This window comes from Ruegeria sp. BH6, assembly GCF_056538105.1.
Genome location: NZ_JBQFSR010000010.1, coordinates 78,478 through 102,305, shown reverse-complemented (window position 1 = coordinate 102,305; position 23,828 = coordinate 78,478). Strand labels below are relative to the sequence as shown.

Genomic DNA, 23,828 nt, shown 5'->3' with positions numbered 1-23,828 from the left:
CCTAACGCAGCCCTGCCCCATGGGTCAAAACCGTATCCAAGGGCGGGGCACCGGGCCCGGCCATTCCACACATGCGCGGAGATCACACACATGAAAATGACGACTGAAGAGGCTTTTGTTAAAGTCCTGCAAATGCACGGTATCGAACATGCATTCGGTATCATTGGCTCGGCGATGATGCCGATCTCGGATTTGTTCCCGAAAGCCGGGATCATGTTCTGGGACTGCGCCCACGAAGGTTCGGGCGGCATGATGGCCGACGGTTACACTCGCGCCACCGGCAAAATGTCGATGATGATTGCGCAGAACGGCCCCGGCATCACCAACTTTGTCACTGCTGTAAAAACCGCCTATTGGAACCACACGCCGGTTCTGCTGGTCACCCCGCAGGCGGCCAACAAGACCATCGGTCAGGGTGGCTTCCAAGAGATGGAGCAGATGCGCATGTTCGCAGACTGCGTAGCCTATCAGGAAGAAGTACGTGATCCGTCGCGCGTTGCCGAAGTTCTGAACCGCGTGATCATGAACGCCAAGCGCGCCAGCGCTCCGGCTCAGCTGAACATCCCGCGTGACATGTGGACCCAGGTGGTCGACATCGAACTACCCAAAATTGTTGATTTCGAACGTCCCTCGGGCGGCGAAGATGCAGTTGCCGCAGCTGCCGAAATGCTGTCGAACGCCAAAAACCCTGTCATCCTGAACGGCGCGGGCGTTGTTCTGGCCGAAGGCGGCATCGAAGCATCGAAAGCCTTGGCCGAGCGTCTGGACGCCCCGGTCTGCGTTGGCTACCAGCACAATGACGCGTTCCCCGGTTCGCACCCACTGTTTGCTGGCCCTCTGGGCTATAACGGTTCGAAAGCCGGTATGGAGCTGATCTCGGAGGCCGACGTTGTTCTGGCCCTCGGCACCCGTCTGAACCCGTTCTCGACCCTGCCCGGTTACGGCATCAACTACTGGCCTGCGGATGCAAAGATCATTCAGGTCGACATCAACCCTGACCGCATCGGCCTGACCAAGGACGTCAGCGTCGGCATCATCGGCGACGCCGCCAAAGTGGCCAATGGCATCCTGTCTCGTTTGAGCGACACCGCCGGCGACGAAGGCCGTCAGGCGCGTAAGGACCGCATCGCCCAGAAGAAATCGGCATGGGCACAGGAACTGACCTCGATGACTCACGAGGACGACGATCCGGGCACCTCCTGGAACGAGCGTGCACGTGCAGCCAAGCCCGACTGGATGAGCCCCCGCATGGCATGGCGCGCAATCCAGGCCGCGCTGCCGAAAGAGGCGATCATCTCGTCCGACATCGGCAACAACTGCGCCATCGGTAACGCCTATCCGGCGTTCGAAGAAGGCCGCAAGTACCTGGCACCTGGCCTGTTCGGCCCCTGTGGTTACGGCCTGCCCGCCATCGTTGGTGCGAAAATCGGTCAGCCTGACGTTCCGGTTGTCGGCTTTGCCGGTGACGGTGCATTCGGTATCGCCGTGAACGAACTGACAGCGATCGGCCGCGAAGAATGGCCCGCCGTAACTCAAATCGTTTTCCGCAACTACCAGTGGGGCGCGGAAAAGCGTAACTCGACCCTGTGGTTCGACGACAACTTCGTCGGCACCGAGCTGGACACCAAAGTGTCCTATGCCGGTATCGCGACTGCATGCGGCCTGAAGGGCGTCGTTGCACGCACCCAGGAAGAGCTGACCGAAGCGCTGAACCAGGCGATTGAGGACCAGAAGAACGGCATCACCACCCTGATCGAAGCTCTGATCAACCAGGAACTGGGTGAGCCTTTCCGCCGCGACGCCATGAAAAAGCCGGTCGCTGTTGCAGGCGTCGAAGCTGGCGACATGACACCGCAAGCCGGGGCCTGATCACTGTGAAGCCCCTGCGTCAAATACTTGGGGCTGCGACCAGTTCCAAAAAGATCATCGCCCTTGCTGAGGGCGATGATCCACGTGTGGTGGAAGGTGCGCTGAAAGCGCGTGCCGAAAATGCCGCCGATATCATCCTTGTGGGCGATCACGCCAAGATCACCGCCTTGCTGGCGGAAAAAGGCGGATCCGATGTGGACGGGATTACCATCCATGACCCCGCGACATCCCCCCATACGGATCGGTTCGCCACGACCTATTATGAGCTGCGCAAGCACAAGGGCATGACGCCCGAGAACGCGCAGAAACTGATCAGAAGCCGCCTGAACTATGCCGCTATGCTGGTCCACCTGGGATTGGCTGATGGCACCGTCGGCGGGGCGGTCGAAACCACCTCGGACACTGTGCGCGCCGCTTTGCAGATCATTGGCAAAGCCCCCGACGCCCATATGGTGTCCAGCTTCTTTTTGATGATCTATGACCGCGACCACCACGCGGTTCAGGGTGTTCACATCTTTGCCGATTGCGGTCTGGTTGTTGATCCCGACGAACGGGAACTGGCCGAAATCGCGCAGGCATCGGCGGCGTCGTACCACGCACTGACCGGCCAAGAACCCCGTGTTGCCATGCTGTCCTTTTCCACAGGCGGCAGCGCCAACCATCCCAAAGTTTCCAAGGTGGTCGAAGCCACCCGGATCGCCAAAGCCGCAAGCCCGCATCTGCTGATCGACGGAGAGCTGCAGTTCGATGCCGCCTACGTGCCCGAAGTTGCCAGCAAAAAGGCCAAGGATTCGCCGTTGAAAGGGCAAGCCAACGTGTTTGTCTTCCCGAATCTCGATGCCGGGAACCTTGGCTACAAGATCGCACAGCGTATTGGCGGGGCCGAGGCCGTCGGGCCGGTTCTGCAAGGACTGGCGAAACCAGCAAATGACCTGTCACGCGGCTGTTCGGCAGATGATGTTCTGCACATGATTGCAGTGACCGCTGTTCAGGCCCAGCACGACGATGCCGAGCCCGAGACATGCTGATCCGGAACCAGCATAACTTCGGCGGCATACTCGCCGATGACGCCGCTGCGTCAGGAAGGACCGTCGAATAAATGCTGGCCATGACCCAGATTTCAAATCTTGTCGGTGTAAATGCCACCCAAAAGGCCCGCACCCTTTTCCCGGGCATTCTGGTGGCGATCATCGTTGCCGTATCTGCCAAATTCCTGTCTGAGCATTACGCGACGCCAGCCATGCTGATGGCTCTACTTTTGGGCATTGCGCTTAGCTTTTTGGGGGAAGAGGGTAAAACCGTCCCTGGTATTGGCTTTGCCGCAAAATCGCTGCTACGCCTGGGTGTGGCGCTGTTGGGTGTTCGGGTTTCAATGACGCTGATGATGGGGCTAGGCTGGGACCTGATCGCTCTGGTCGTGGGCGGGGTTCTAGCAACAATTGGCTTTGGCCTTCTGGTTGCCCGATTCTTTGGCCACAAATGGCGCTTTGCCTTTCTGACCGCCGGTTCTGTCGCGATTTGCGGGGCCTCTGCCGCGATGGCCATCAGCGCCATTCTACCCAAGGATGAACGATCCGAAGAGCGCCTGATTTTTACCGTTCTGGGCGTCACCGTTCTATCGACCATTGCGATGATCGCCTATCCGATCTTAGTGCGCATTCTGGGCATGAGCGATGTCGCAGGGGGCGTGTTTCTGGGCGGTACGATCCACGATGTGGCACAGGTGGTTGGCGCAGGATTTTCGATCTCGGAACAGACCGGCGATACCGCAACGCTGGTGAAACTGATCCGTGTGGCGATGCTGGCCCCGGTGGTTCTGGTCGCGTCGCTGATCATCCGCGGCGTTGCTGAAATGGATGAAACCGGCAAACGGCCCCCGATCCTTCCGGGCTTTGTCCTTGGATTTCTTGTTCTGGCTGCCGCCAGCTCATTCGGCCTGATCCCGCCTTTCATCACTGAACTGCTTAGTCAGGCATCGCGGTGGCTGCTGCTGATCGCCATCGCGGCGGTCGGCATGAAGACCAACCTGAAACAAATCTTGTCGGTCGGCGGCGCAGCCATTGCCTTGATCGTCTTAGAAACTCTTTTCATTGCAGGAATTATCCTAGCCGGAATAACTTTCCTGACCTGATCCGCCCCGACAGAAGGACGCCAGATGACCATCCAGCAACCGAAGATAGACACCAGCCCTAAAGTCTCGGACGAGGTTCGGCGCACCACCTGTTACATGTGTGCCTGCCGCTGTGGCATCAACGTTCATATGAAAGACGGCAAGGTCGCCTATATCGAAGGCAACCGCGACCATCCGGTGAACAAGGGCGTTTTGTGCGCCAAGGGCTCGGCCGGGATCATGCAGGTCAACGCGCCGTCGCGGTTGCGCAAGCCGCTGCGCCGGGTTGGCCCGCGCGGCTCGGGTGAGTTTCGCGAGATCGAATGGGACGAAGCGATCAGCACTGCCGTTGGCTGGCTGAACGAGCTGCACGAAACTGCGCCGCAGAAACTGGCCTTCTTTACCGGTCGCGACCAAAGCCAAAGCTTCACCAGCTTCTGGGCGCAGAATTTTGGCACCCCCAACTATGCGGCCCATGGCGGGTTCTGTTCCGTCAACATGGCGGCGGGTGGCATCTACACCATGGGTGGCGCGTTCTGGGAATTCGGTCAGCCCGACTGGGATCACACCAAGCTGTTCATGCTGTTCGGCGTGGCCGAGGACCATGACAGCAACCCGATCAAGATGGGCATCGGCAAGATCAAAAAGCGCGGCGCGCGGGTGATCGGGGTGAACCCGATCCGTTCGGGCTATAACGCTGTGGCCGATGATTGGGTCGGGATCACGCCGGGCACCGACGGGCTGTTCATCCTGTCGCTGATCCACGTACTGATGAAGGCGGGCAAGATCGACCTTGATTACCTCAGCCGCTACACCAACGCGCCGGTTCTGGTGAATGCCGCCGAAGGCCCCGAGAAAGGCCTGTTCCTCCGCGACGCCGATGGAAAACCGCTGGTGATCGACCGCACCACAGGCGAGCTGACCGCCTTTGACAAGCCGGGTGTGCGACCTGACCTGTCGGCGACTTACGAAAAAGATGGCGTCACCCACCGCCCGGTCTTCCACCTGATGGCGGACAAATACCTCAGCGACGACAACGCGCCCGAGGCCGTGGCCGAACGCTGTGGCATCCCGGCGCAACGCATCCGCGCCATCGCGGCCGAAATCGCCCGCGTTGCCTTTGACGAAGCGATCGAGCTGGACCACGAATGGACCGATTTCCGGGGTGAGAAGCATTCCAAGATGATCGGTCGTCCGGTCAGCTTCCACTCGATGCGCGGAGTTTCGGCCCATGCCAATGGGTTCCAGACCTGCCGCGCGCTGCACGTGCTGCAAATCCTGCTGGGCACTGTCGAAGTGCCCGGAGGTTTCCGTTTCAAACCGCCCTATCCCAAACCGGTCGAGGCGCACCCGACACCGCATGGCGACCGCCGTCCGGGCCGACCGCTGAATGGGCCGCATCTGGGCTTTCCACGCGGTCCCGACGATCTGCTGCTGGACGATGACGGCAGCCCCATTCGCATCGACAAGGCGTTCACCTGGGAAAACCCGATGTCGGCCCACGGGCTGATGCATATGGTGATCTCGAACGCCGCTGCGGGTGATCCCTACAAGATCGACACGCTGTTCATGTACATGGCAAACATGTCGTGGAACTCGTCCATGAACACCAAAGGCGTGATGGAAATGCTGACCGCCAAGGATGATGACGGAAATTACGTCATTCCGAACATCATCTATTCCGATGCCTATTCCTCGGAAATGGTGGCCTATGCCGATCTGGTCTTGCCCGACACTACTTATCTGGAACGGCACGACTGTATTTCGCTGCTGGACCGCCCGATCTGCGAGGCTGATGCCGCCGCCGATGCGATCCGCTGGCCGGTGATCGAACCCGACCGCGATGTGCGGGGGTTCCAGTCGGTGCTGATCGAACTGGCCAACCGCATGAACCTGCCCGGCTTCACCAACGAAGATGGCAGCCCGAAATGGAAAGATTACGCTGACTATATCGTAAACCACGAACGCCGCCCGGGCATTGGCCCGCTGGCCGGTTTCCGTGGCCCTGATGGCGACAAGGAAGGGCGTGGCGAGGTCAACCCGGAACAGCTGAACCGCTATATCGACAACGGTGGCTTCTATGTCGCGCATATTCCCGAAGGTGCGGATTACTACAAACCTTGGAACGCAGCCTATCAGGACTGGGCCGTGGGCATGGGTATCTATGACAGCCCGCAACCTTACCTGTTTCAGCTTTACTCGGAACCGATGCGTAAATTCCAACTGGCAGCCGAAGGCCATGGTGAAAGGCAACCACCTGAGCATCTGCGCCAGCGTATCAAGGACACGATGGACCCGCTGCCGATCTGGTACGAGACCGATCAACAGGGCAACGAAGGCTTCACGGTCAACGCCCTGACCCAACGCCCGATGGCAATGTACCATAGCTGGGGCACCCAGAACGCCTGGCTGCGCCAGTTGCATGGGCGCAACCCGCTTTATGTCCCAACCAAACTGATGCGCGAGCACGGGCTGCGGGATGGTGACTGGGCCAAGGTCAGCTCGCCGCACGGCGCCATCACGGTGCCGGTCATGGAAATGGCGGCGCTGAATGAAAACACCGTCTGGACCTGGAACGCCATCGGCAAGCGCAAAGGCGCCTGGGCCCTGCAAGTGGACGCGCCCGAGGCCACCAAGGGCTTCCTGCTGAACCATCTGATTCACGAGCTGATGCCGCCGAAAGGCGATGGCATGCGGTGGGCCAACTCCGACCCCATTACCGGTCAGGCCGCCTGGTTCGACCTGAAGGTCAAAATCGAAAAAGCCGAAGCCCCGGGTGACGCCGAAAGCCAACCGGAATTCGATCCTATTAAATCGCCGGTGGGAACCGGCCCGAAAGATCTGGCGTGGAAGGTAGGCAAATGACCCAACTCCCCCAATCCACCGAACGTAAGATGGGTCTGGTTATCGACCTGGACACCTGCGTTGGCTGCCATGCCTGCGTGATTTCCTGCAAAGGCTGGAACACCGAAAACTATGGCGCGCCGCTGTCGGATCAGGATGCCTATGGCGCCAATCCGTCGGGCACCTTCCTGAACCGTGTGCATTCCTACGAGGTGACACCGGATGAGGGTCACGCACAGCTGATCCATTTCCCCAAATCCTGCCTGCATTGCGAAGACGCGCCCTGCGTCACCGTGTGCCCCACCGGGGCCAGCTATAAGCGGGTCGAGGATGGCATCGTTCTGGTCAATGAAAGCGACTGCATCGGCTGTGGCCTATGCGCGTGGTCCTGCCCTTATGGCGCGCGCGAGCTGGATCAGGCGGAAGGTGTGATGAAGAAATGCACCTTGTGCGTTGATCGCATCTACAACGAGAACCTGCCCGAGGTGGATCGTGTCCCCTCTTGCGTGCGCACTTGCCCCGCCGGGGCCCGGCATTTCGGTGATCTTGGCGATCCTGACAGCGACGTCAGCAAACTGGTGGCTGAGCGTGAGGGCATGGACCTGATGCCGGAAATGGGCACCAAACCCGTCAACAAATATCTGCCACCCCGGCCCAAGGATCAGATCGAGGATCAGATCGACATTCTGGCCCCGCTGCTGGCCCCGGTCGCCGAAGAACCCAAAGGATTCCTTGGCTGGCTCGACAAAACTCTGGAGAAGCTCTGATGCATCCCGCACCTTCCGTCATCGTCTTCACCACCCTCTCGGGCCTGGGTTTTGGCCTGCTGTTTTTCCTCGGCCTCGGCTTGCCCGTCGTCACCGGCTGGGTCGCCTTTGCGCTTTTTGCCATCGGCTTTGGTCTTTCCGTCGGCGGCTTGCTGGCCTCGACCTTCCACCTGGGCCACCCGGAACGCGCGATGAAGGCCTTCACGCAATGGCGGTCAAGCTGGCTCAGCCGTGAAGGCTGGTGCGCAGTCATCGCCCTGGTCCTGATGGGGCTTTACGCCATCGGCGCGGTGTTTTTTGGGCAGCGCTGGGGCGCTCTGGGCGTTCTCGGTTCCTTGTTCTCACTCGCAACAGTGTTCACGACATCGATGATCTATACCCAGCTCAAGACCATCCCGCGCTGGAACATTAAGCTGACACCCGCCATGTTCCTCAGCTTCAGCCTTGCGGGCGGGGCGCTTCTGTCCGGGCAACTTGCTTGGGCGATGCCGTTGTTGTTGATCGCCGGCGCGGTGCAACTGATGTACTGGCGGCAAGGGGACAAGGCCTTTGCCCAATCCGGCACTGATCTGGGCACCGCTACAGGCCTGGGCGGCCGCGGTTCGGTTCGGGCGTTTGAACCACCCCATACCGGCACCAACTATCTGCTGCGCGAGTTCGTCCACGTGGTCGGGCGCAAACACGCCGAAAAGCTGCGGATCATCTCGTTCACGTTGGCCATTTTCGTACCGCTGATCCTGTTGATGCTGCCATTCCATCACATACTGGCATTGCTCGCCGTCCTATCCCATCTGACCGGCGTTGCAATTTCCCGATGGCTATTCTTTGCACAGGCCGAACACGTCGTCGGGCTGTACTACGGAAAACGATAATAAAAGGGGGCTCTCAGCCCCCTTCTTTTTTAGCCTGACAGGCCAATCCATCTTTTCCAAGGGATTGCCAACCGGGTGAAAACATCCGGCCAAGCCGGGCTCAAATCAGACCGGCATAGGCCATTGCGGCATCAATGGCGGCCTTGGTGCTGTTTTCCAGCGGTGTCAGAGGCGAGCGGACCTCGTCACTGCACAGACCCAGTTTGCTAAGCGCGTATTTTGCCCCGACCAGACCCGGCTCGAGGAAAATCGCCTCGTGCAAGGGCATCAGGCGATCCTGATATTCCAGCGCCTTGGCAAAATCGCCTGCCAACGTCGCCTGCTGGAACTCGGCGCAAAGCTTCGGTGCGACATTCGCGGTCACCGAGATGCAGCCAACACCGCCATGCGCGTTAAAGCCCAGCGCGGTCGCGTCTTCGCCGGACAGCTGGCAGAACGCGGGCCCACAGGCCGCACGCTGCTGGCTGACGCGCGCCAGATCACCAGTGGCGTCCTTGACGCCCACGATGCGCGGCAGTTCAGCCAGTTCACCCATGGTTGCCGGGGTCATGTCGACGACCGACCGACCGGGGATGTTGTAGATGATGATCGGAATATCGGCGCAATCATGCAGCGCACGGAAATGTGCCACCAGACCCTTTTGGGTCGGCTTGTTGTAATACGGCGTCACCACCAGTGCTGCATCGGCGCCGATCCGTTCTGCGAATCGCACAAAGCGGATTGCCTCAACCGTGTTATTCGACCCCGCCCCGGCGATAACCGGAACACGACCGGCGGCCGCTTTGACCACCTCTTCCACAACGGTTTCATGCTCTTCATGACTAAGGGTCGGGCTTTCACCGGTGGTGCCCACAGGAACCAGCCCGGTCGAGCCTTCCTGAATCTGCCATTCCACCAAGTGTTTGAGCGTCTTCAGGTCCAACTCGCCGTTTGAAAACGGTGTGACGAGGGCTGGCATTGAGCCTTTGAACATGACACGCTCCTTAGTGTGCAGTTTGTGTTTTTTGTGCCCAAGGATCGTCACAATCATGGCGATGTGAGTTGATACCGTCGGCACAAGGTTTATCCTGAATGGCTCTATCCTTGGTTGGTTGGGAAATGCAAGGCATGACACGCGTTCTAGCGCTTTTGATAGCAATGATTCTTGGGTCAATGGGGCAAGCGCAGGCCGACTCGGTCGGTGATCTGCGGGCCGGGATGAACGAAATGCGTAAGGGCGACTGGAATGCCGCCCTGCGGGTTTCGGGCAATCGGGGGTCGGTCAGCCGCGATATCATTGTCTGGCACTGGCTGCGCGAAGGCTATGGCAGCTCTGGCGATGTGCTGGTGTTTCTGGAACGCCGACCGGATTGGCCGGGTCTGGCCTGGCTGAGGCGCAAAAGCGAGCCGGTCTTTACCGGTGCTGATCCCGATCGGGTCTTGAAATTCTACGCCCACGTACCGCCGCAAACCGCCGAAGGGGCGCTGAACTATGCTGTCGCCTTGATGGCCAAGGGGCGCGAAGGTGATGCCGAGGCTGACATTGTAGCTGCATGGCGCACTATGCCGATGGGTAAGGGTCTGCAGAAGAATTACCTTGAGAATTTCAGCAAGCTGCTGAAACCCCACCACGCTGCGCGGCTAGACCGGATGCTGTGGGACAACCACTTGGTCAGCGCGGGGCAGATGCTGCCCTTGGTCAGTGCCGATCAGCGCAAGCTGGCCGAAGCGCGGATTGCCCTGCAAAAACGCCTGCCCGGCGTCGATGGCAAGGTTGCAGCCGTTCCAAAATCCCTGGCCGACGCGCCGGGGTTGGCCTTTGACCGTTTTGTCTGGCGCGACCGGAAAGAGCTGGACGACAGCGCAATTGACCTGATGTTGGCACGCTCGACCGGGCCTGAGGCGCTGGGTGAACCTGACAAATGGGCCGAGGGCCGCCGCCGTCTGGCCCGGCTTGAGATGCGCAATGGCGACGTGAATCGCGCCTATCAGATCGCTGCGAACCATCACATGACGCCGGAAATGGGCTATGCCTATGCCGATCTGGAATGGCTGGCGGGGTTCTTGGCCCTGCGCAAGCTGAACGATCCGGCCACGGCCGTGCTGCATTTCCAGAACTTTTCAGGCGCGGTGCAGTCTCCGATCTCGAAAGGGCGCGGCGGATACTGGCTGGGTCGGGCCTATAGCGCGCAAGGCGATGCCGACAAAGCCTATGAAGCTTATGCGATGGGCGCGGATTATCAGACGTCGTTCTATGGCCTGTTGGCAGCTGAACGCATTGGACGACCGTTTGACAGCGAATTGGCCAACCCTCGCCGCGCGCCGCACTGGAAACAGGCCGAGTTTGCCGACTCCAGCGTGTTGGAAGCCGGGCTGCTGCTGTTGCGTGCGGGCGAAGATAACCTGTCCGAACGCTTCCTAACCCATCTGGTAGAAGAACTGGATCCGGTGCAGGCGACGCAATTGGGCGATCTGGTGATCGAACTCAAGGAGCCGCATCTGGCGGTGATGATCGCTAAACGGGCGGCGAAAACGGGCGTTGTTCTGCCCGCCGCCTATTACCCGGTGCATCCGGTGGCCGATATGGGCCTGCCCATGGCGAAAGAGATGACCTTGGCCATCGCCCGCCGCGAAAGCGAGTTCGATCCGGTTGTGATCAGCGGCGCGGGCGCGCGCGGGCTGATGCAGGTGATGCCCGCCACCGCACAGCTGGTAGCTAAGGAGCTGGGCATTCTCAGCGGTCATAAGACAATCAAGCTGACCTCGGACTGGCAATACAACGCCAAGCTGGGCGCCAATTACCTGTCCGGGCTGGCAGAGGATTTCAACGGCAATGTGGTGATGATGGCCGCAGGCTATAATGCCGGGCCGCGCCGTCCGATATCGTGGATGGATCGATATGGCGATCCCCGCGCCGGTGAGATTGACGTGGTCGACTGGATCGAGACGATCCCGTTCAGCGAGACGCGCAACTACGTGATGCGTGTGGCCGAAAGCCTGCCGGTCTATCGCGCGCGCCTGGGCCAGCCCGCTCTGCCGATCCCCTTTACGCAGGAATTGGTCGGCTCAACCCTGGCGTCGTTCGCGCCATAGGGTGAACAGACCCGCCGCCACGACCAGAGCTGCGCCCAGAACGACCTCTGGCCGCAGCGCCTCGCCAAAGACCGTGATGCCCAAAATCGTACCCCAGACCAGGTGGAAATAGGCAAAGGGCTGCACCGCGCTGGCTTCGGCCATCTCATAGCATTTGATCAGCAGCCAGTGGCCTAACACGCCGCTGACACACAACACCGCCATCCAGACCCAGTCCGGGCGGGCCATCGGTTCCCAGAACCACATTCCCACCGAAGTCATCGCAACAGCACCCGCAATTCCAGTCCAGAAAAAGCTGGTGGCCGCACTGTCCTTACGGGCAGCGAACCGGGTCAGTAGACCATAGAGTGCAAACATCAGCGCGGATATGAGCGGAACGATGGCCCACGGATTGAACACCCCGACCCCGGGTTGCAGGATAATCAGCACTCCGATGCAACCGACACCAATAGCGGACCAGCGTCTCCAACCTACTTTCTCACCAAGCACCGGTCCGCTTAAGGCTGCGACCAGCAATGGATAACAGATAAACACAGCCATCGTGTCGATCAGGCCAAGAACGGTGAACGCAAACACGGCCACGCAAATCTCTGCCGCCAGCAAGACGCCACGAAACACCTGTAGCCCAAGCTGGCTCGTCTGCGCTGCGGCCCGTAACCCGCCCGGCGCGCGCGCTGCCAGCGCAATGACAAACGCGGCGAAGAACCAGTAGCGGATCATCACAACCATGTAGGTGTTGTAGGTCCCGGCCAGATGGCGCGAGATACCGTCCTGCAAGGCAAACACGATGGTGGCCGCGATCATCAGGCCAATTCCGGCCCGCACGTTATTCTGCTGCGTCATGGCTTGCGCGCCCGGGTCATATGACGCTTGCGGCCATAGCCGGGGGTTCGGGCGACGGTAAAGCCCGCCTTTTCCAGCCCGCGCCGCACAAATCCGGCGGCAGTGTAGGTGGCTGCCGTGCCCTCGGCTGCCGTATGAACCGCCACCTGCTGCATCAGATCAGCCCCCCACAATTCAGGGTTCTTTGCCGGGGAAAACCCGTCCAGAAACCATGCATCTGCCCGACCAGCCCAGTCAGGCAATGTCTGACGAGCGTCGCCCTCGATCACTTCAAGGCGCAGGGTCCCCAGATCGCACCCGCCACTCTGCCACTGCGCCAGAAAACGGTCGCTCCACGGTGTCAATTCGGGGAACGATGCCATTGCGCGGGACATGTCCTCGGGCGTCATCGGAAAGGCTTCGAAACTGGTGAAGGTCAGGGGCGTGGTTTGGCCAGATTTCTCCCATTCGGACCACACAGTCAGCATGTTTAGACCCGTGCCAAAACCTAGCTCGGCGATACGAAACCCCGGCGCAAATCGCGCGGGCAGATCATTACCCGCCAGAAAGACATGCCGCGTTTCCTCCAACCCGTTCTGCAGCGAATAATAAGGATCGTCGAAACGGTCCGAGACCGGGATCTGATCCTCGGTCCATGTCAGTTCGGCGCGCTGGTCTGCCATCGGGGAATCCTGTAGCTAAGCGGCGCGACACTGAACAAGGATAAGGGGAATGGCAATGGTCGATGTAACGGTGCGTGGCGCGGGCATCTTTGGCCTGTCCATTGCCTGGACCTGCGCCCGGCGCGGCGCCAAGGTGCAGGTTGTCGATCCGTTCGGTCCCGGATCAGGCTCCAGCGGTGGTTTGGTCGGCGCGTTGGCCCCGCATGTGCCCGAAAACTGGAACGCCAAGAAGGCCTTTCAATTCGACAGCCTGATCCTGGCCGAACCCTTCTGGAAACAGGTCGAAGCCACCGGCGGGGTTTCCGCCGGGTATGCGCGTCTGGGCCGGTTGCAACCCGTCACTGACGCCCGCACCTTGGAGCTTGCCCATGCCCGCGCGGCTACGGCGGACAAGCTGTGGCAGGGTCACGCCGAATGGCGTGTTGTTGCGACTGATACGCTTGGGTCATGGTGCCCACCCAGCCCAACCGGTTTCGTGATCCACGATACGCTAAGTGCCCGGATGCACCCCCGCCGCGCCTGCGCTGCGCTGGTTTCTGCGCTTGCGGTGATGGGTGTCGAGGTGGTGACAGACGCGCCGAACAAGGGGCAGGTTGTCCATGCCACTGGTCTGGCCGGATTACTGGAACTTAGCCAAGCCTTCGGCAAAACCGTCGGCAATGGCGTCAAGGGACAGGCTGCGCTGTTGCGGTTCGATGCTGGGGAAGTGCCACAGCTGTTTGCGGATGCGATCCATATCGTCCCCCATGCGGATGGCACACTGGCGATCGGCTCGACCTCGGAACGCGAATATGGTGACCCGGCCAGTACGGATGCCGCGCTGGATGATGTGCTGGATCGCGCCACCCGCGCGGTGCCTGTATTGCATGGGGCAGAGGTCATCGACCGCTGGGCCGGTGTGCGCCCCCGCAGCAAAAGTCGTGCCCCGATGCTGGGGGAACACCCGCTACATCAGGGGCAGTTCATCGCCAATGGAGGCTTCAAGATCGGCTTTGGCATGGCACCCAAAGTGGCCGAGGCCATGGCCGATCTGGTTCTGGACGGACGCGATAACATCCCCGACGATTTCCGGCCCGAAGCCTCACTCTGACCGGGCAACAGCTTCGGCGATCATACATTGCCGCCCATCGGGGCCGCTCACCCACAGGGTTTGCCCTTCCCGGCACAAGGTCGCGGTTTCAAAATGCATCAACGGCGCGGTTGCACGGAACGAGAACCGCGCCAAAGGCCCCATCAATTCTTTGGCAAACAACATCAGCAGCTGCGCCAGCAGCGGGCCATGCACGACCAGTCCGGCATAACCTTCGACATCGCGGGCATAATCCAGATCGTAATGGATACGGTGGCCATTGAAGGTCAGCGCCGAATAGCGAAACAGCAAGGTGGAATCGAACGTGACCTCGTGCCGGTCTGTTTCATCGGTGCGCGCCGTGGGTGGGGCGGGCTGGACCTGATCTGGCGAAGGGTCCTGACGGTACACCAGATCCTGCCATTCGGTCAGACAATGGGTATCCCCCTGCCAGATTTCATGCCGTAAAGTCACAAATCCCAGCGGCCCACTGCGCCCTTTTTTTGAGGTTGCACTGTCGCAGATCGACCGACGCTTGGCACTGCGGCCCGCAATCAATGGCGCATTGAATTCCAATCGCCCTCCGGCCCACATCCGGCGTGGCAGTCCCATATCGGGGATCAGCCCGCCAACCTTGGGGTGACCATCACGGCCCAATTGGGACGGCGGGCGCGGCGACCAGAAATAGAGCTGATGGAAAAACGGTGGCAGCGGCGTTCCGTCGGTCACTGTCCCCTCCTGCCCCAGCGCCACCTGAAATGCTGCGGCGCGGGTCGGGTCGATCACATCGGTCTGAATTTCCTCTGCCATGGCCGTAGATTAGGCAGCCCGACCTGTGTGAACAAGCGTTAGAACCCCGCCTCGACCCGCAGCTTCTCCATCAGGGTTCGCAAGCTGCTTTCATAGCGGTCGCTGGTCAGTTTTCCATGTTCATCAAACTCGTTGGAACTGTTGGCCAGATGGATCTCGGGCCCTTGCAGGATGCGCGGCTGGAACGGCACCATATAGCCACGCAACACCATCTGCGCGCGCTCACCCCCGGCACGACCCGCCGCCGCCGACATCACCGCGACCGGCTTGTCAGCCCAGGGGCGGCCCTCGGTTCGGCTGACCCAGTCCAACGCGTTTTTCAGCACGCCTGACGGGCCTTTGTTGTATTCGGGTGTGGAAATGATCACCGCATGCGCCTGCGCGATCTGATCGGCCAGAGTTTGAACAGGCGCGGGAATGCCTTCACCATCCTCCAGATCGCCATCATAGAGCGGCAGGTTCAGGTCGGCTTCGATATGGGTGCCGGGATCGAACAGCCGCGCCGCCTCGCGCAGAAGTTTGCGGTTGGTGGCGCTTTGACGCAGCGAACCAGACAGGCTCAGAAGGATTGGTGCGGACATTGGGGAACTCCGGTTTTGGTTTCCCAATAGCTAGCCCAAAGCACGCGCGCACCAAAGCCCATGTGACGCGCAGTCAATGTGCGAAAAAGGGGCACCCGCAGGTGCCCCGTTTCGTCAGGTTTGGCCGCTGGGGACAATCTCGATATCAACCCGGCGGTTGCGGGCCTTGCCTTCGGGCGTCAGGTTCGACGCAGCGGGGCGGTTTTCCCCCAGCCCGATAGTCGTGAGACGGGCGCTGCTCACCCCATTGGCCTGCAGAATATCTGCCACGGACCGTGCACGGCGTTCGGACAGGGCCTGATTATAGGACGCCTCGCCATCGCTGTCGGTATGGCCGATGACCTGAATGTTCGAGTTCGGATACCGCGTCAGGTTCTGCCCTACCCGCACCAGATCGGCACGCAGCGCCGGGCGCACGGTCGCGCTGTCAGTGTCAAAGCTGATATCATTCGGCACGGTGACGATCAGGCGATCTCCGGCATTGGTGACGGTAATGCCCTGATTGGCCAGCTGCTGACGCAGTTCCGCCGCCTGCTTGTCCAGTTGGTTGCCGACCAGACCACCACCTGCAGCACCGATGGCACCACCTGCCAGCGCGCCCAACAGCGGGTCCGAGTCGTTTGCAATGGCGCCAACTCCGGCCCCGACCAGACCGCCCAGAATCGCACCTTGTCTGGTGTTCTGATTGGGGTCGGATGGCAGGTTCAGCGTGCCAGGGTCCGTACAGGCCGCCAAGACCAGAGCCGAGGATAGCCCGGCAGACAAAACAAATTTGGAAATCGTCATGATATCACCTTCTGCTCCGGCGCCCGTTCTTCGGGCGCGTATTGTTTGGCGCAGTATATCGCGTTGCCCGCAGGTGGGCTCAAGCAACAATCAAGTGAAATCGGCAAATACCTGCCAATTACGACGTACCTGTGGGGACATCCCAGTGATTCTGTTCCTGCCAGATCGCGCGCAACGGCTCACCCTGCCCGCAAAAGTGATCGTCAATCAACTCGCAGGCCCAGATACGGTCGGTACGGAAGTGGCGGAACCCGTTCCGCAACTCGCACCACGCGGCCAGCATGGTGCACTCGATATGATAGATCAGCGCAACGGGCCGGACGATCCGTTCGGTCCGATCTTCGTTGGCGTTGACATAGGTGATGCGGATTTTGCGCTCGTTCCGTATGGCCTCGCGATAGTTCACAACCGGTACGCAACCCTTTTCAGGATCGTCCATCGGCGCGCCCCATGGGGCAACCTGCAACCAGTCTGTCGGCACGCGCAACGCCTCGATCTTGCGGCACACACGGTCGGCGGCCTGCTGCAGCGTGCTATCCCCGGTCCGCGCCAGCATCGACAGGCCGACCCACAGGGCCTCGACCTCTTCGGCATCAAAATTCAGCGGTGGCAGGTCATAGCCGCGCCGCATCAGATAGCCGACACCAGCCTCTCCCTCGATCGGGGTACGTTGCGCCTGAAGGGCCGCAATGTCGCGATAGACGGTGCGCGCGGACACCTCCAGCTTTTCTGCCAACATCTCGGCCGTCACCGGCGTTTCGGCTGAACGCAAAATCTGGATGATTTCAAACAGGCGTGTCGAACGGCGCATGGGGGTCTCCGATTGATCTGCTGACACACTAGCACACCCCCCTGACAGGGTGGTGTCAGGAGTGATGGGCCAGACTTGGGATCAGTTGAAAGGAGAATTCCCATGCCAAGCCGCGACAATCACGTGATGATGACCCTGAAATTGGACCGCTGGGCGCAGGATCACACCCTGCGTGCCTTTGAAATCGAACGCGAAATCATGGCCGCTCGCCGACCTTGCGTCCCTAAGAAACGAGCGAAGCGGTTTTCACTGGGCAATCTGAAACTGTTCTGGACCAGCACGGCTTAGGATCAGAAATCCGCCTTGGCGCGGAATTTCATGGCAACCCCGCCTTCGGGGCTTTTCAGGCGTAGCTCTTCGGAATGCAGCATCAGGCGCGGGAATTGCCGCGCCGCACCTTCGGCATAGAACGGGTCACCCAGGATCGGGTGACCCAGCGCCTGCATATGTACCCGAAGTTGGTGCGACCGACCGGTCTTTGGAAACAACCGCATGCGGGTTGTTTCGCCTTCATGCTTGACCACGCGCCAGTCGGTGACGGCCGCTTTGCCGGTCTCATGACACACCATCTGAAGCGGGCGGTTGGGCCAGTCCACGATCAGCGGCAGATCGACGGTTCCGGTCTTGTCCTCGACCCGCCCCCAGACGCGCGCCACATAGGTCTTGCGGGACTGACGATTTTCGAACTGCATGCTCAGATGCCGCTGAGCGTGGGGTGTCTGAGCAAAGACCATGACGCCGGAAGTGTCCCGATCCAGCCGATGCACCAACAGCGCTTGCGGAAACGTCGCCTGAACCCGCGTCAGCAAGCAATCGGCCAGATGCTCGCCCCGCCCCGGCACGGACAATAAGCCCGAGGGCTTGTTCACCACAATTAGCTGCGCATCCTCGTGCAACACGTCCAAGGGGGTCATCGGGGGATCATAGGTCTCGCTCATGCGCGCCTGCCTATCGCAGCGCGCGACCTCCCGCAACGTCGCGCTTGCCTGAACGGAACGGTTCAGCAACTCTCGCTCCAATACGGAAGGAGAGACCATGCACCCCACGATCAAACACATGCAAGAAGTGGTGGCCAAGGGCGATGAAAGCCTGATCCACGAGTTGCTGGCCGAGGATGTGCGGTTTTCACCGCCCACCTATTACAGCACCTGGACAGGGCGCGCACCGGTGGCGGCGGTACTAGGGCACGTGGGGCAAGTGTTCTCGGACTTCCGCTATCGCCGTGTGATGGGTGCGGGCAAGGATTGGGCGTTGGAGTTTCAGTGCAAGGTCGGTGACCTGGATGCGGTGGGTGTCGATCTGATCACCCTGAACGATGATGGTCTGATCCAGGAATTCGAGGTCGTCATGCGCCCCCACAAAACCATCGGTGCCCTGCGCGAGGCGATGATGGCGCGGATCATGACCGATGCGCGGTTCCTAGAATTCAAGAACGCGCTCAACTGACCATGCCTTTTGCCCCGGATCAGCTGTTGCGCGTGCCCTTACTGCCGGTTCTGGCGATGCAGGGCCTGTCGGTGCGCCGCAACGCCCAATTGCTGCCGGAACCAATTGGCCCGCGCGAAGGGCGCGAAGGGCGTGGGCCCCGGTTGCGGTTGCTGATCACGGGCGACAGCTCGGCCGCCGGGGTCGGTGCGGGGACGCAGGCGCAAGCGCTATCCGGGCATCTCGTGTCCCGACTGGCCAGTCACTACACGGTCGAATGGCGGCTTGAGGCCACCACTGGACACACAACTCAGGATACGATTGACCGATTGCGCGGCCTGAGCGGCCAGTTCGACATGGCAGTGACAGCTCTCGGTGTAAATGACGTGACGCGCGGCGTGACGTACAAGCGCTTCGTGGACCGCCAGACCCAATTGTTGAAGCTTTTGACCGGCCCTCTGGGCGTAAAACGATTGGCCGTCACAGCGGTACCGCAGATGAACCGGTTCCCGGCCCTGCCACAGCCGCTGGCCTGGGTTTTAGGCCATCAGGCAAGGCGGTTGGATCAGGGCCTACGGCATGTTACGGCCAGCTTCGCGCAGGCGCGGTATCTGGCGATGGATCTGCCCGACGATCCGGCACTGGTCGCGCCGGACGGATATCACCCAAGTCCAAAAACCTATGCGATCTGGGCCGAAGAGGCGGCCCGTCTTCTACGTCAAGCCTGAGTCCGCATCTGCCGGATCATCGGAATCGAATACACCACCAGAGCCGTCCAGATCAGAGGAAATGCAATCATGCGTCCTCGGTCAATCTGTTCACCAAACACGGTAATGGCGGTGATGAAAATCATGGTCGGAGCGATATATTGCAGAATACCCATGGTCGACAACCGTACCAGCTTGGCCCCATTGGCATAAACCAGCAGGGGCACCGCCGTCACCACCCCGGCCGCAGCCAGCAGCAAGGTGTCTGATGCACCCACCCCAAAATTGCCAGTACCTTTCACACCCAACCACGTGACGTACATCAACGCCGGGATCAGCAGGATCAGGACCTCAAGCAAAAAGCCTTGGTTGGGGCCAATGGGCAGTGATCGCTTGAAAAAGGCATAAAATCCCCACGTTACCATCAACCCCAGTGCTGGCCACGGCAGGCTACCCGCCTCGATGATCAAAGCCAGCACTCCAAGGGCCGCAATCGCCACTGCCATCAGCTGCGTTTTTGTCAACGGCTCGCGCAGCAGAACCGCGCCCAGCGCAATGCTGAACAACGGGTTGATGTAATATCCCAGCGCAGCATCCAAAGCCCGGTCATTGGCAATCGACCAGACATAGATTGCCCAATTCACCGAGATCAGCGCTGCCGTCAGGCAAGCCATCCCTAACATCTTTGGGTTTACCAGCGCCGCCTTCAGATCCCGCGTACGCCCCAGCGCCACAAGCAACAACCCGGCCACAGGCACCGACCAGATGACGCGATGCGCAACAATCTCAACCGGGCCAACGTGCGACAGTGCCTTCATATACAGGGGCAAAAATCCCCACAGGACATAGGCCGTCACAGCCAGCGCAAGCCCTTTGGGCGTGTCTGCATTGTTCGATGGTAGGGGGGCGTCTGCCACGGCGGGTCTCCGACTGATACCGTATTTCTCTACGGCAAATCAGACTAGCTTGGAAACCGCGAAAACTGTGAAGAGGGTCATCAGGAAATCTGATACGTCGTGCCAATACAGGCAGGCACCAAAATCGAGCGGGGCGCCGCAGCGCCCCGACAATTTGATTACACCTTAGCGCGTTCGGATTTCGGGTCATACATCGGCTTCAGCGAAGCCTCTGCCTTGACCTTCACACCGCACACGTCGATCTCGTAGGTCGAGGCCAGCACATCTGCTGCCTTCTCACCCTCACACGGGACATAGCCCAGACCGATGGCACCACCCAACGTGTGGCCATAGTTGCCTGAACTCAGATAACCCACATATTCGCCATCCCGGATGATCGGTTCGTTGTGGAACAGCAGCGGTTCGGCATCGGTCAGTTTGAACTGGACCAGACGGTTCTTCGGCCCGCTTTCCTTACGTGCAATCACCGCCTCGCGGCCGATAAAGTCGCTGCCCTTGTCGACCTTCACGGCAAAGCCCAGGCCCGCATCGACCACGTGATCCTCACAGGTGATGTCATGGCCGAAATGGCGGAAGCCCTTCTCGATCCGGCAGCTGTCCATCATATGCATGCCACACAGTTTCAGACCCATGTCCTGCCCGGCCTCATGCAGGGTTTCAAACACGTGCCCTGCCATGTCGGATGAAACATAGATTTCCCAACCAAGCTCACCCACATAGGTCACGCGATGCGCGCGGGCCAGACCCATCCCGATCTCAATCTCCTGCGCGGTGCCAAACGGGTTGATTGCGTTCGAGAAGTCACTGGGTGAGACTTTCTCCAGCAGCGTACGCGCATTCGGCCCCATAACGGCCAGAACGCCCTCGCCCGCGGTGACATCGGTGATGACCACGTTGAAATTGCCTGCGTGACGCATCATCCAGGTCTGGTCCGCCAGACGGGTCGCCGCCGGAGTGACCACCAGATAGGAGGTTTCCGTCAGGCGGGTGACGGTCACGTCCGCCTCAATCCCGCCGGTGCGGTTCAAAAACTGAGTATAGACGATCTTGCCATTCGGCACCGAATAGTCGCCGCCGCCGACATAGTTCATGAACTTCTCAGCATCCGGTCCTTCGACGCGGATTTTACCGAACGAGGACATATCGTACATGCCCACATTCTCACGCACGGCGTGGTGTTCGGTGGCCGAGTTCTCGAACCAGTTCTGGCGCTTCCAGCTGTAGTGGTATTCACGCTCTTGCCCTTCATTGGCATACCAGTTGGCGCGCTCCCAACCAGCCAATTCGCCCATCACGGCGCCCTGTTCCAGCAGATGATGGTGGAACGGGGTCCGCCGCACACCCCGCGCGGAGGCTTTCTGGCGATAGGGATAGTGGTCGGCATAAAGCAGGCCCAGCGTTTCCTTAGAGCGTTCAAACAGATACTGCTTATTGCCCTGGAAAGGTTGCATCCGGCTGATGTCCACATCGCCCAGATCAAACGGCTTCTCGCCCGTATCCATCCATTCAGCCAGCGCCATACCCGCGCCACCGGCGGACTGGATACCGATCGAGTTGAACCCCGCCGCAACCCAGACATTGTCCATCTCGGGCGCGAGGCCCAGATGGTATGCATCATCGGGTGTGAAAGACTCCGGTCCGTTAAAGAAGGTATGGATACCGGCCTCGGCCAACATCGGCACCCGTTCACAGGCAGCTTCGAGGATCGGTTCGAAGTGATCAAAATCTTCAGGCAGCTGGTCAAACTCGAACGTGTCAGGGATGCCGTTCATCGCCCAAGGCTTGGCGTTGGGCTCAAAGGCCCCTAGCAGGATTTTTCCTGCATCTTCCTTGTAATAGGCGCATTCATCCGGCACCCGCAGCACCGGCAACTGGGTCAACCCGTCAATACTCTCGGTGACGATATAGAAGTGTTCGCACGCGTGCAGCGGAACATTGACGCCCGCCATGCGACCGACCTCATGCCCCCACATTCCCGCACAGTTCACCACCATGTCACATTCGATATGACCCGAGGCACTGCCGTCATCCGCAACCCAATCGACACCGGTCACCTTGCGGCCCTGCTTGACGATATCGGCAACCTTCACCCGCTCTTTGACAACCGCACCGCGTTGGCGTGCGCCCTTGGCCAAAGCCAGCGCAATGTTCGCCGGATCGCCCTGCCCGTCCAGCGGCAGGTAAACCGCGCCCGTCACACCTTCGAGGTTGATATGCGGATACAGTTCCTGAACGCGTTCGTTGGAAATCTCTTCGACTTCCACCCCAAAAGCGCGAGCCATGGCGGCCTGGCGATAGATTTCTTCCTTGCGCTCTTCGGTCAACGCCACGGTGATCGACCCGCAGCGTTTGAAACCGGTGGCCACACCGGTCTCTTCCTCAAGCGAGCCGTAAAGCTCCTGACTGTATTTCGCCAACTTGGTCATGTTCGCCGTGGCGCGCAGCTGCGCGATCAGACCGGCGGCATGCCATGTGGTGCCGCTGGTCAGTTGCTTGCGCTCCAGCAGCACAACGTCATTCCAGCCCTTCTTGGTCAAATGATATGCGACCGAGCATCCGATGACGCCGCCGCCGATGATGACCACTTTGGCCTTGCTGGGAAGATCAACCATCCTGAGAATCTCCGATGTGTCAGGTTTGCGCCAAAATGCCACGGAAGATCGACAATAAATGCGCCAAAACCGTCACTGTATTGGCGATTTTCACCGTTGTATCGCGGCCCGTTTTTCCCGCCTTACAACAAAGGGCGTAACCCCGAAGAAGCTTTTGTAGACCGAGGAAAAACCGTTGGGAAAACCGCAGGCAAGCCCGATTTCACGAACGCTCATTGTGGTGTTCAGCAGCAGGTTATTTGCCTTGGCCAGTCGCATTTCACGATAGAATCCATTGGGCGTGGTACCGAAAAAGGTTTTGAACTTCCGCTCTAGCGAACGGTTCGACAGGTGCAGCGACTCGACGATCTGATGGATTGGCATCGGGTCTTCAATGTTGGCCTGCATCAGCTTGATGCACTGATCCAGTCTGGCGTCGCCCGTCGCGGTCAGTTTCGCCCCGGAAAACGGCTGCATTGATGAAAAATCGCGGATGTTTTCATGCAGCATGATATCGGCCACCGTCATCTTGGCAGGTCCCGAGATATGGCGACCGATCACCGCCAGCGCCACATCTGTTGTCGCCTCCATCCCGGCACAGGTCACCACCGCGCCCTGTTCGGTGGCAATGGACAGCTTGGCCTCGAACCGGGCGCCGCGCTCACGCAGGAACGAGGCGTTCTCCCAATGGGTCGCCATGTCGCCCGTGCCGTGTTCGTTGATATAGCGGCTGGCGGCCTCGGCCAGAAGGAACACCTTGGCCCCGCGGAACGTATAGCTCGACACGACACGCCCCAGCGAAAGGTCGGGGTGATCCGGGTCAGAATTGCCGATCACGAACAGGTAATCCGCCTTGGGCTGCGCCGGGACAGGATCAGTTTGAACCATCGCCTCGCTGCTGCTGGAAATCGGGCCGCCTTTCAGTGACCGATAGGCATAGGTGAACGGAGGGGTCGGACAGACGCGGTTGGCCAGTCGCAGAACTTCAACCAGCGAGGCCAGTTCCAACAACACATAGCCGGGTGCCACCAGGATATCGAAGTGCTGCTGTGTCTGCGGTAGGTTGTCCGAACGTGTCCGCATCGCCTTTTC

The 23,828-nt window shown here is 60.1% G+C and carries 22 protein-coding genes; 11 read left to right on the top strand and 11 right to left on the bottom strand.

Translation table 11 applies throughout. The features are described 5' to 3' along the window. Window positions 1-90 precede the first annotated feature (90 nt). From xsc to ACR0B8_RS18015, 6 genes are all read left to right on the top strand, one after another. Window positions 91-1,869, top strand: coding sequence for a sulfoacetaldehyde acetyltransferase (gene xsc / locus ACR0B8_RS18040; RefSeq protein WP_170362309.1), 1,779 nt, complete (start codon window positions 91-93; stop codon window positions 1,867-1,869). 5 nt (window positions 1,870-1,874) lie between these two features. Continuing rightward, window positions 1,875-2,897 carry a phosphate acetyltransferase gene (gene pta, locus ACR0B8_RS18035; RefSeq protein WP_170362310.1) on the top strand — a complete coding sequence of 341 codons (1,023 nt, stop codon included), beginning with the start codon at window positions 1,875-1,877 and terminating at the stop codon, window positions 2,895-2,897. A gap of 80 nt (window positions 2,898-2,977) precedes the next feature. Further along, window positions 2,978-4,000 carry a YeiH family protein gene (locus tag ACR0B8_RS18030; RefSeq protein ID WP_217354111.1) on the top strand — a complete coding sequence of 341 codons (1,023 nt, stop codon included), beginning with the start codon at window positions 2,978-2,980 and terminating at the stop codon, window positions 3,998-4,000. Window positions 4,001-4,024: 24 nt separating this feature from the next. After that, window positions 4,025-6,844, top strand: coding sequence for a molybdopterin oxidoreductase family protein (locus tag ACR0B8_RS18025; protein ID WP_480659246.1), 2,820 nt, complete (start codon window positions 4,025-4,027; stop codon window positions 6,842-6,844). Continuing rightward, window positions 6,841-7,590, top strand: a complete 750-nt coding sequence (locus ACR0B8_RS18020; RefSeq protein WP_170362313.1) for a 4Fe-4S dicluster domain-containing protein — start codon at window positions 6,841-6,843, stop codon at window positions 7,588-7,590. Before ACR0B8_RS18025 ends, ACR0B8_RS18020 begins: the two co-directional genes overlap by 4 nt. Continuing rightward, on the top strand, window positions 7,590-8,462 hold the full coding sequence (locus tag ACR0B8_RS18015; RefSeq protein WP_170362314.1) for a dimethyl sulfoxide reductase anchor subunit family protein: 873 nt from the start codon (window positions 7,590-7,592) through the stop codon (window positions 8,460-8,462). The genes ACR0B8_RS18020 and ACR0B8_RS18015 overlap by 1 nt, the downstream gene beginning before the upstream one ends. Window positions 8,463-8,562: 100 nt before the next feature. Here ACR0B8_RS18015 and dapA read toward each other — a convergent pair whose 3' ends face one another. Continuing rightward, a complete protein-coding gene (dapA, locus tag ACR0B8_RS18010; RefSeq protein ID WP_170362315.1) occupies window positions 8,563-9,435 on the bottom strand; it encodes a 4-hydroxy-tetrahydrodipicolinate synthase in 873 nt (290 codons plus the stop codon). Between the two features lie 134 nt (window positions 9,436-9,569). On the opposite strand from dapA, the gene ACR0B8_RS18005 reads away from it, so the two are divergent. Continuing rightward, a complete protein-coding gene (locus ACR0B8_RS18005; RefSeq protein ID WP_480659244.1) occupies window positions 9,570-11,534 on the top strand; it encodes a lytic transglycosylase domain-containing protein in 1,965 nt (654 codons plus the stop codon). Here the strand turns inward: ACR0B8_RS18005 and ACR0B8_RS18000 are convergent. Both ACR0B8_RS18000 and mnmC2 read right to left on the bottom strand, forming a co-directional pair. After that, window positions 11,508-12,377, bottom strand: coding sequence for a DMT family transporter (locus ACR0B8_RS18000; protein WP_170362317.1), 870 nt, complete (start codon window positions 12,375-12,377; stop codon window positions 11,508-11,510). The two genes, ACR0B8_RS18005 and ACR0B8_RS18000, sit on opposite strands and share 27 nt — an antisense overlap. Next, a complete protein-coding gene (gene mnmC2 / locus ACR0B8_RS17995; protein WP_170362318.1) occupies window positions 12,374-13,039 on the bottom strand; it encodes a tRNA (5-methylaminomethyl-2-thiouridine)(34)-methyltransferase MnmC2 in 666 nt (221 codons plus the stop codon). The genes ACR0B8_RS18000 and mnmC2 overlap by 4 nt, the downstream gene beginning before the upstream one ends. A gap of 49 nt (window positions 13,040-13,088) precedes the next feature. Between mnmC2 and ACR0B8_RS17990 the strand changes: the two genes are divergently transcribed. Beyond that, window positions 13,089-14,129, top strand: a complete 1,041-nt coding sequence (locus tag ACR0B8_RS17990) for an NAD(P)/FAD-dependent oxidoreductase (RefSeq protein ID WP_226689217.1) — start codon at window positions 13,089-13,091, stop codon at window positions 14,127-14,129. Here the strand turns inward: ACR0B8_RS17990 and ACR0B8_RS17985 are convergent. The 4 genes from ACR0B8_RS17985 to ACR0B8_RS17970 all read right to left on the bottom strand — a co-directional run bounded on the left by ACR0B8_RS17985 (window position 14,121) and on the right by ACR0B8_RS17970 (window position 17,096). Beyond that, the gene (locus tag ACR0B8_RS17985) at window positions 14,121-14,918 is read right to left on the bottom strand and encodes an HTD2 family dehydratase (protein ID WP_170362320.1); all 798 of its coding nucleotides are present in this window, start codon (window positions 14,916-14,918) and stop codon (window positions 14,121-14,123) included. The genes ACR0B8_RS17990 and ACR0B8_RS17985 overlap by 9 nt on opposite strands. A gap of 38 nt (window positions 14,919-14,956) precedes the next feature. After that, entirely contained in the window at window positions 14,957-15,499 is a 543-nt protein-coding gene (locus tag ACR0B8_RS17980; protein WP_226689218.1) for an NADPH-dependent FMN reductase, read from the bottom strand. A gap of 114 nt (window positions 15,500-15,613) precedes the next feature. Beyond that, entirely contained in the window at window positions 15,614-16,285 is a 672-nt protein-coding gene (locus ACR0B8_RS17975; protein ID WP_170351018.1) for a YiaD family glycine zipper/OmpA-like lipoprotein, read from the bottom strand. 118 nt (window positions 16,286-16,403) lie between these two features. Continuing rightward, window positions 16,404-17,096, bottom strand: coding sequence for a helix-turn-helix transcriptional regulator (locus tag ACR0B8_RS17970; RefSeq protein WP_170351019.1), 693 nt, complete (start codon window positions 17,094-17,096; stop codon window positions 16,404-16,406). 102 nt (window positions 17,097-17,198) lie between these two features. On the opposite strand from ACR0B8_RS17970, the gene ACR0B8_RS17965 reads away from it, so the two are divergent. Further along, entirely contained in the window at window positions 17,199-17,384 is a 186-nt protein-coding gene (locus ACR0B8_RS17965; protein WP_170351020.1) for a hypothetical protein, read from the top strand. A 2-nt stretch (window positions 17,385-17,386) separates the two neighbouring features. On the opposite strand, the gene ACR0B8_RS17960 is transcribed toward ACR0B8_RS17965, so the two are convergent. Then, window positions 17,387-18,034, bottom strand: coding sequence for an RluA family pseudouridine synthase (locus ACR0B8_RS17960; RefSeq protein ID WP_170553091.1), 648 nt, complete (start codon window positions 18,032-18,034; stop codon window positions 17,387-17,389). Window positions 18,035-18,131: 97 nt separating this feature from the next. Here ACR0B8_RS17960 and ACR0B8_RS17955 point away from each other — a divergent pair, with 97 nt between their 5' ends. Beyond that, window positions 18,132-18,542, top strand: coding sequence for a nuclear transport factor 2 family protein (locus ACR0B8_RS17955; protein WP_170398292.1), 411 nt, complete (start codon window positions 18,132-18,134; stop codon window positions 18,540-18,542). Between the two features lie 2 nt (window positions 18,543-18,544). Next, window positions 18,545-19,249, top strand: coding sequence for an SGNH/GDSL hydrolase family protein (locus tag ACR0B8_RS17950; RefSeq protein WP_170578110.1), 705 nt, complete (start codon window positions 18,545-18,547; stop codon window positions 19,247-19,249). On the opposite strand, the gene rarD is transcribed toward ACR0B8_RS17950, so the two are convergent. From rarD to ACR0B8_RS17935, 3 genes are all read right to left on the bottom strand, one after another. Further along, the gene (gene rarD, locus ACR0B8_RS17945; RefSeq protein WP_170553097.1) at window positions 19,240-20,145 is read right to left on the bottom strand and encodes an EamA family transporter RarD; all 906 of its coding nucleotides are present in this window, start codon (window positions 20,143-20,145) and stop codon (window positions 19,240-19,242) included. The genes ACR0B8_RS17950 and rarD overlap by 10 nt on opposite strands. A 158-nt stretch (window positions 20,146-20,303) precedes the next feature. Continuing rightward, window positions 20,304-22,757: a GcvT family protein gene (locus ACR0B8_RS17940; protein ID WP_226689223.1), complete on the bottom strand. Its 2,454-nt coding sequence runs from the start codon at window positions 22,755-22,757 to the stop codon at window positions 20,304-20,306. Between the two features lie 90 nt (window positions 22,758-22,847). Then, a complete protein-coding gene (locus ACR0B8_RS17935; protein WP_170362328.1) occupies window positions 22,848-23,819 on the bottom strand; it encodes a GlxA family transcriptional regulator in 972 nt (323 codons plus the stop codon). Window positions 23,820-23,828: the final 9 nt, after the last annotated feature.

Coding starts and splice junctions, on each gene's coding strand:
- ACR0B8_RS17955 (WP_170398292.1), top strand. CDS start 18,132: ATGCACCCCACGATCAAACACATGCAAGAAGTGGTGGCCAAGGGCGAT.
- dapA (WP_170362315.1), bottom strand. CDS start 9,435: ATGTTCAAAGGCTCAATGCCAGCCCTCGTCACACCGTTTTCAAACGGC.
- ACR0B8_RS17990 (WP_226689217.1), top strand. CDS start 13,089: ATGGCAATGGTCGATGTAACGGTGCGTGGCGCGGGCATCTTTGGCCTG.
- ACR0B8_RS17985 (WP_170362320.1), bottom strand. CDS start 14,918: ATGGCAGAGGAAATTCAGACCGATGTGATCGACCCGACCCGCGCCGCA.
- ACR0B8_RS17950 (WP_170578110.1), top strand. CDS start 18,545: ATGCCTTTTGCCCCGGATCAGCTGTTGCGCGTGCCCTTACTGCCGGTT.
- ACR0B8_RS17980 (WP_226689218.1), bottom strand. CDS start 15,499: ATGTCCGCACCAATCCTTCTGAGCCTGTCTGGTTCGCTGCGTCAAAGC.
- ACR0B8_RS18015 (WP_170362314.1), top strand. CDS start 7,590: ATGCATCCCGCACCTTCCGTCATCGTCTTCACCACCCTCTCGGGCCTG.
- mnmC2 (WP_170362318.1), bottom strand. CDS start 13,039: ATGGCAGACCAGCGCGCCGAACTGACATGGACCGAGGATCAGATCCCG.
- ACR0B8_RS17935 (WP_170362328.1), bottom strand. CDS start 23,819: ATGCGGACACGTTCGGACAACCTACCGCAGACACAGCAGCACTTCGAT.
- ACR0B8_RS18000 (WP_170362317.1), bottom strand. CDS start 12,377: ATGACGCAGCAGAATAACGTGCGGGCCGGAATTGGCCTGATGATCGCG.
- xsc (WP_170362309.1), top strand. CDS start 91: ATGAAAATGACGACTGAAGAGGCTTTTGTTAAAGTCCTGCAAATGCAC.
- ACR0B8_RS17965 (WP_170351020.1), top strand. CDS start 17,199: ATGCCAAGCCGCGACAATCACGTGATGATGACCCTGAAATTGGACCGC.
- ACR0B8_RS18005 (WP_480659244.1), top strand. CDS start 9,570: ATGACACGCGTTCTAGCGCTTTTGATAGCAATGATTCTTGGGTCAATG.
- ACR0B8_RS17970 (WP_170351019.1), bottom strand. CDS start 17,096: ATGCGCCGTTCGACACGCCTGTTTGAAATCATCCAGATTTTGCGTTCA.
- ACR0B8_RS18030 (WP_217354111.1), top strand. CDS start 2,978: ATGACCCAGATTTCAAATCTTGTCGGTGTAAATGCCACCCAAAAGGCC.
- ACR0B8_RS17975 (WP_170351018.1), bottom strand. CDS start 16,285: ATGACGATTTCCAAATTTGTTTTGTCTGCCGGGCTATCCTCGGCTCTG.
- ACR0B8_RS17960 (WP_170553091.1), bottom strand. CDS start 18,034: ATGAGCGAGACCTATGATCCCCCGATGACCCCCTTGGACGTGTTGCAC.
- ACR0B8_RS18025 (WP_480659246.1), top strand. CDS start 4,025: ATGACCATCCAGCAACCGAAGATAGACACCAGCCCTAAAGTCTCGGAC.
- ACR0B8_RS18020 (WP_170362313.1), top strand. CDS start 6,841: ATGACCCAACTCCCCCAATCCACCGAACGTAAGATGGGTCTGGTTATC.
- ACR0B8_RS17940 (WP_226689223.1), bottom strand. CDS start 22,757: ATGGTTGATCTTCCCAGCAAGGCCAAAGTGGTCATCATCGGCGGCGGC.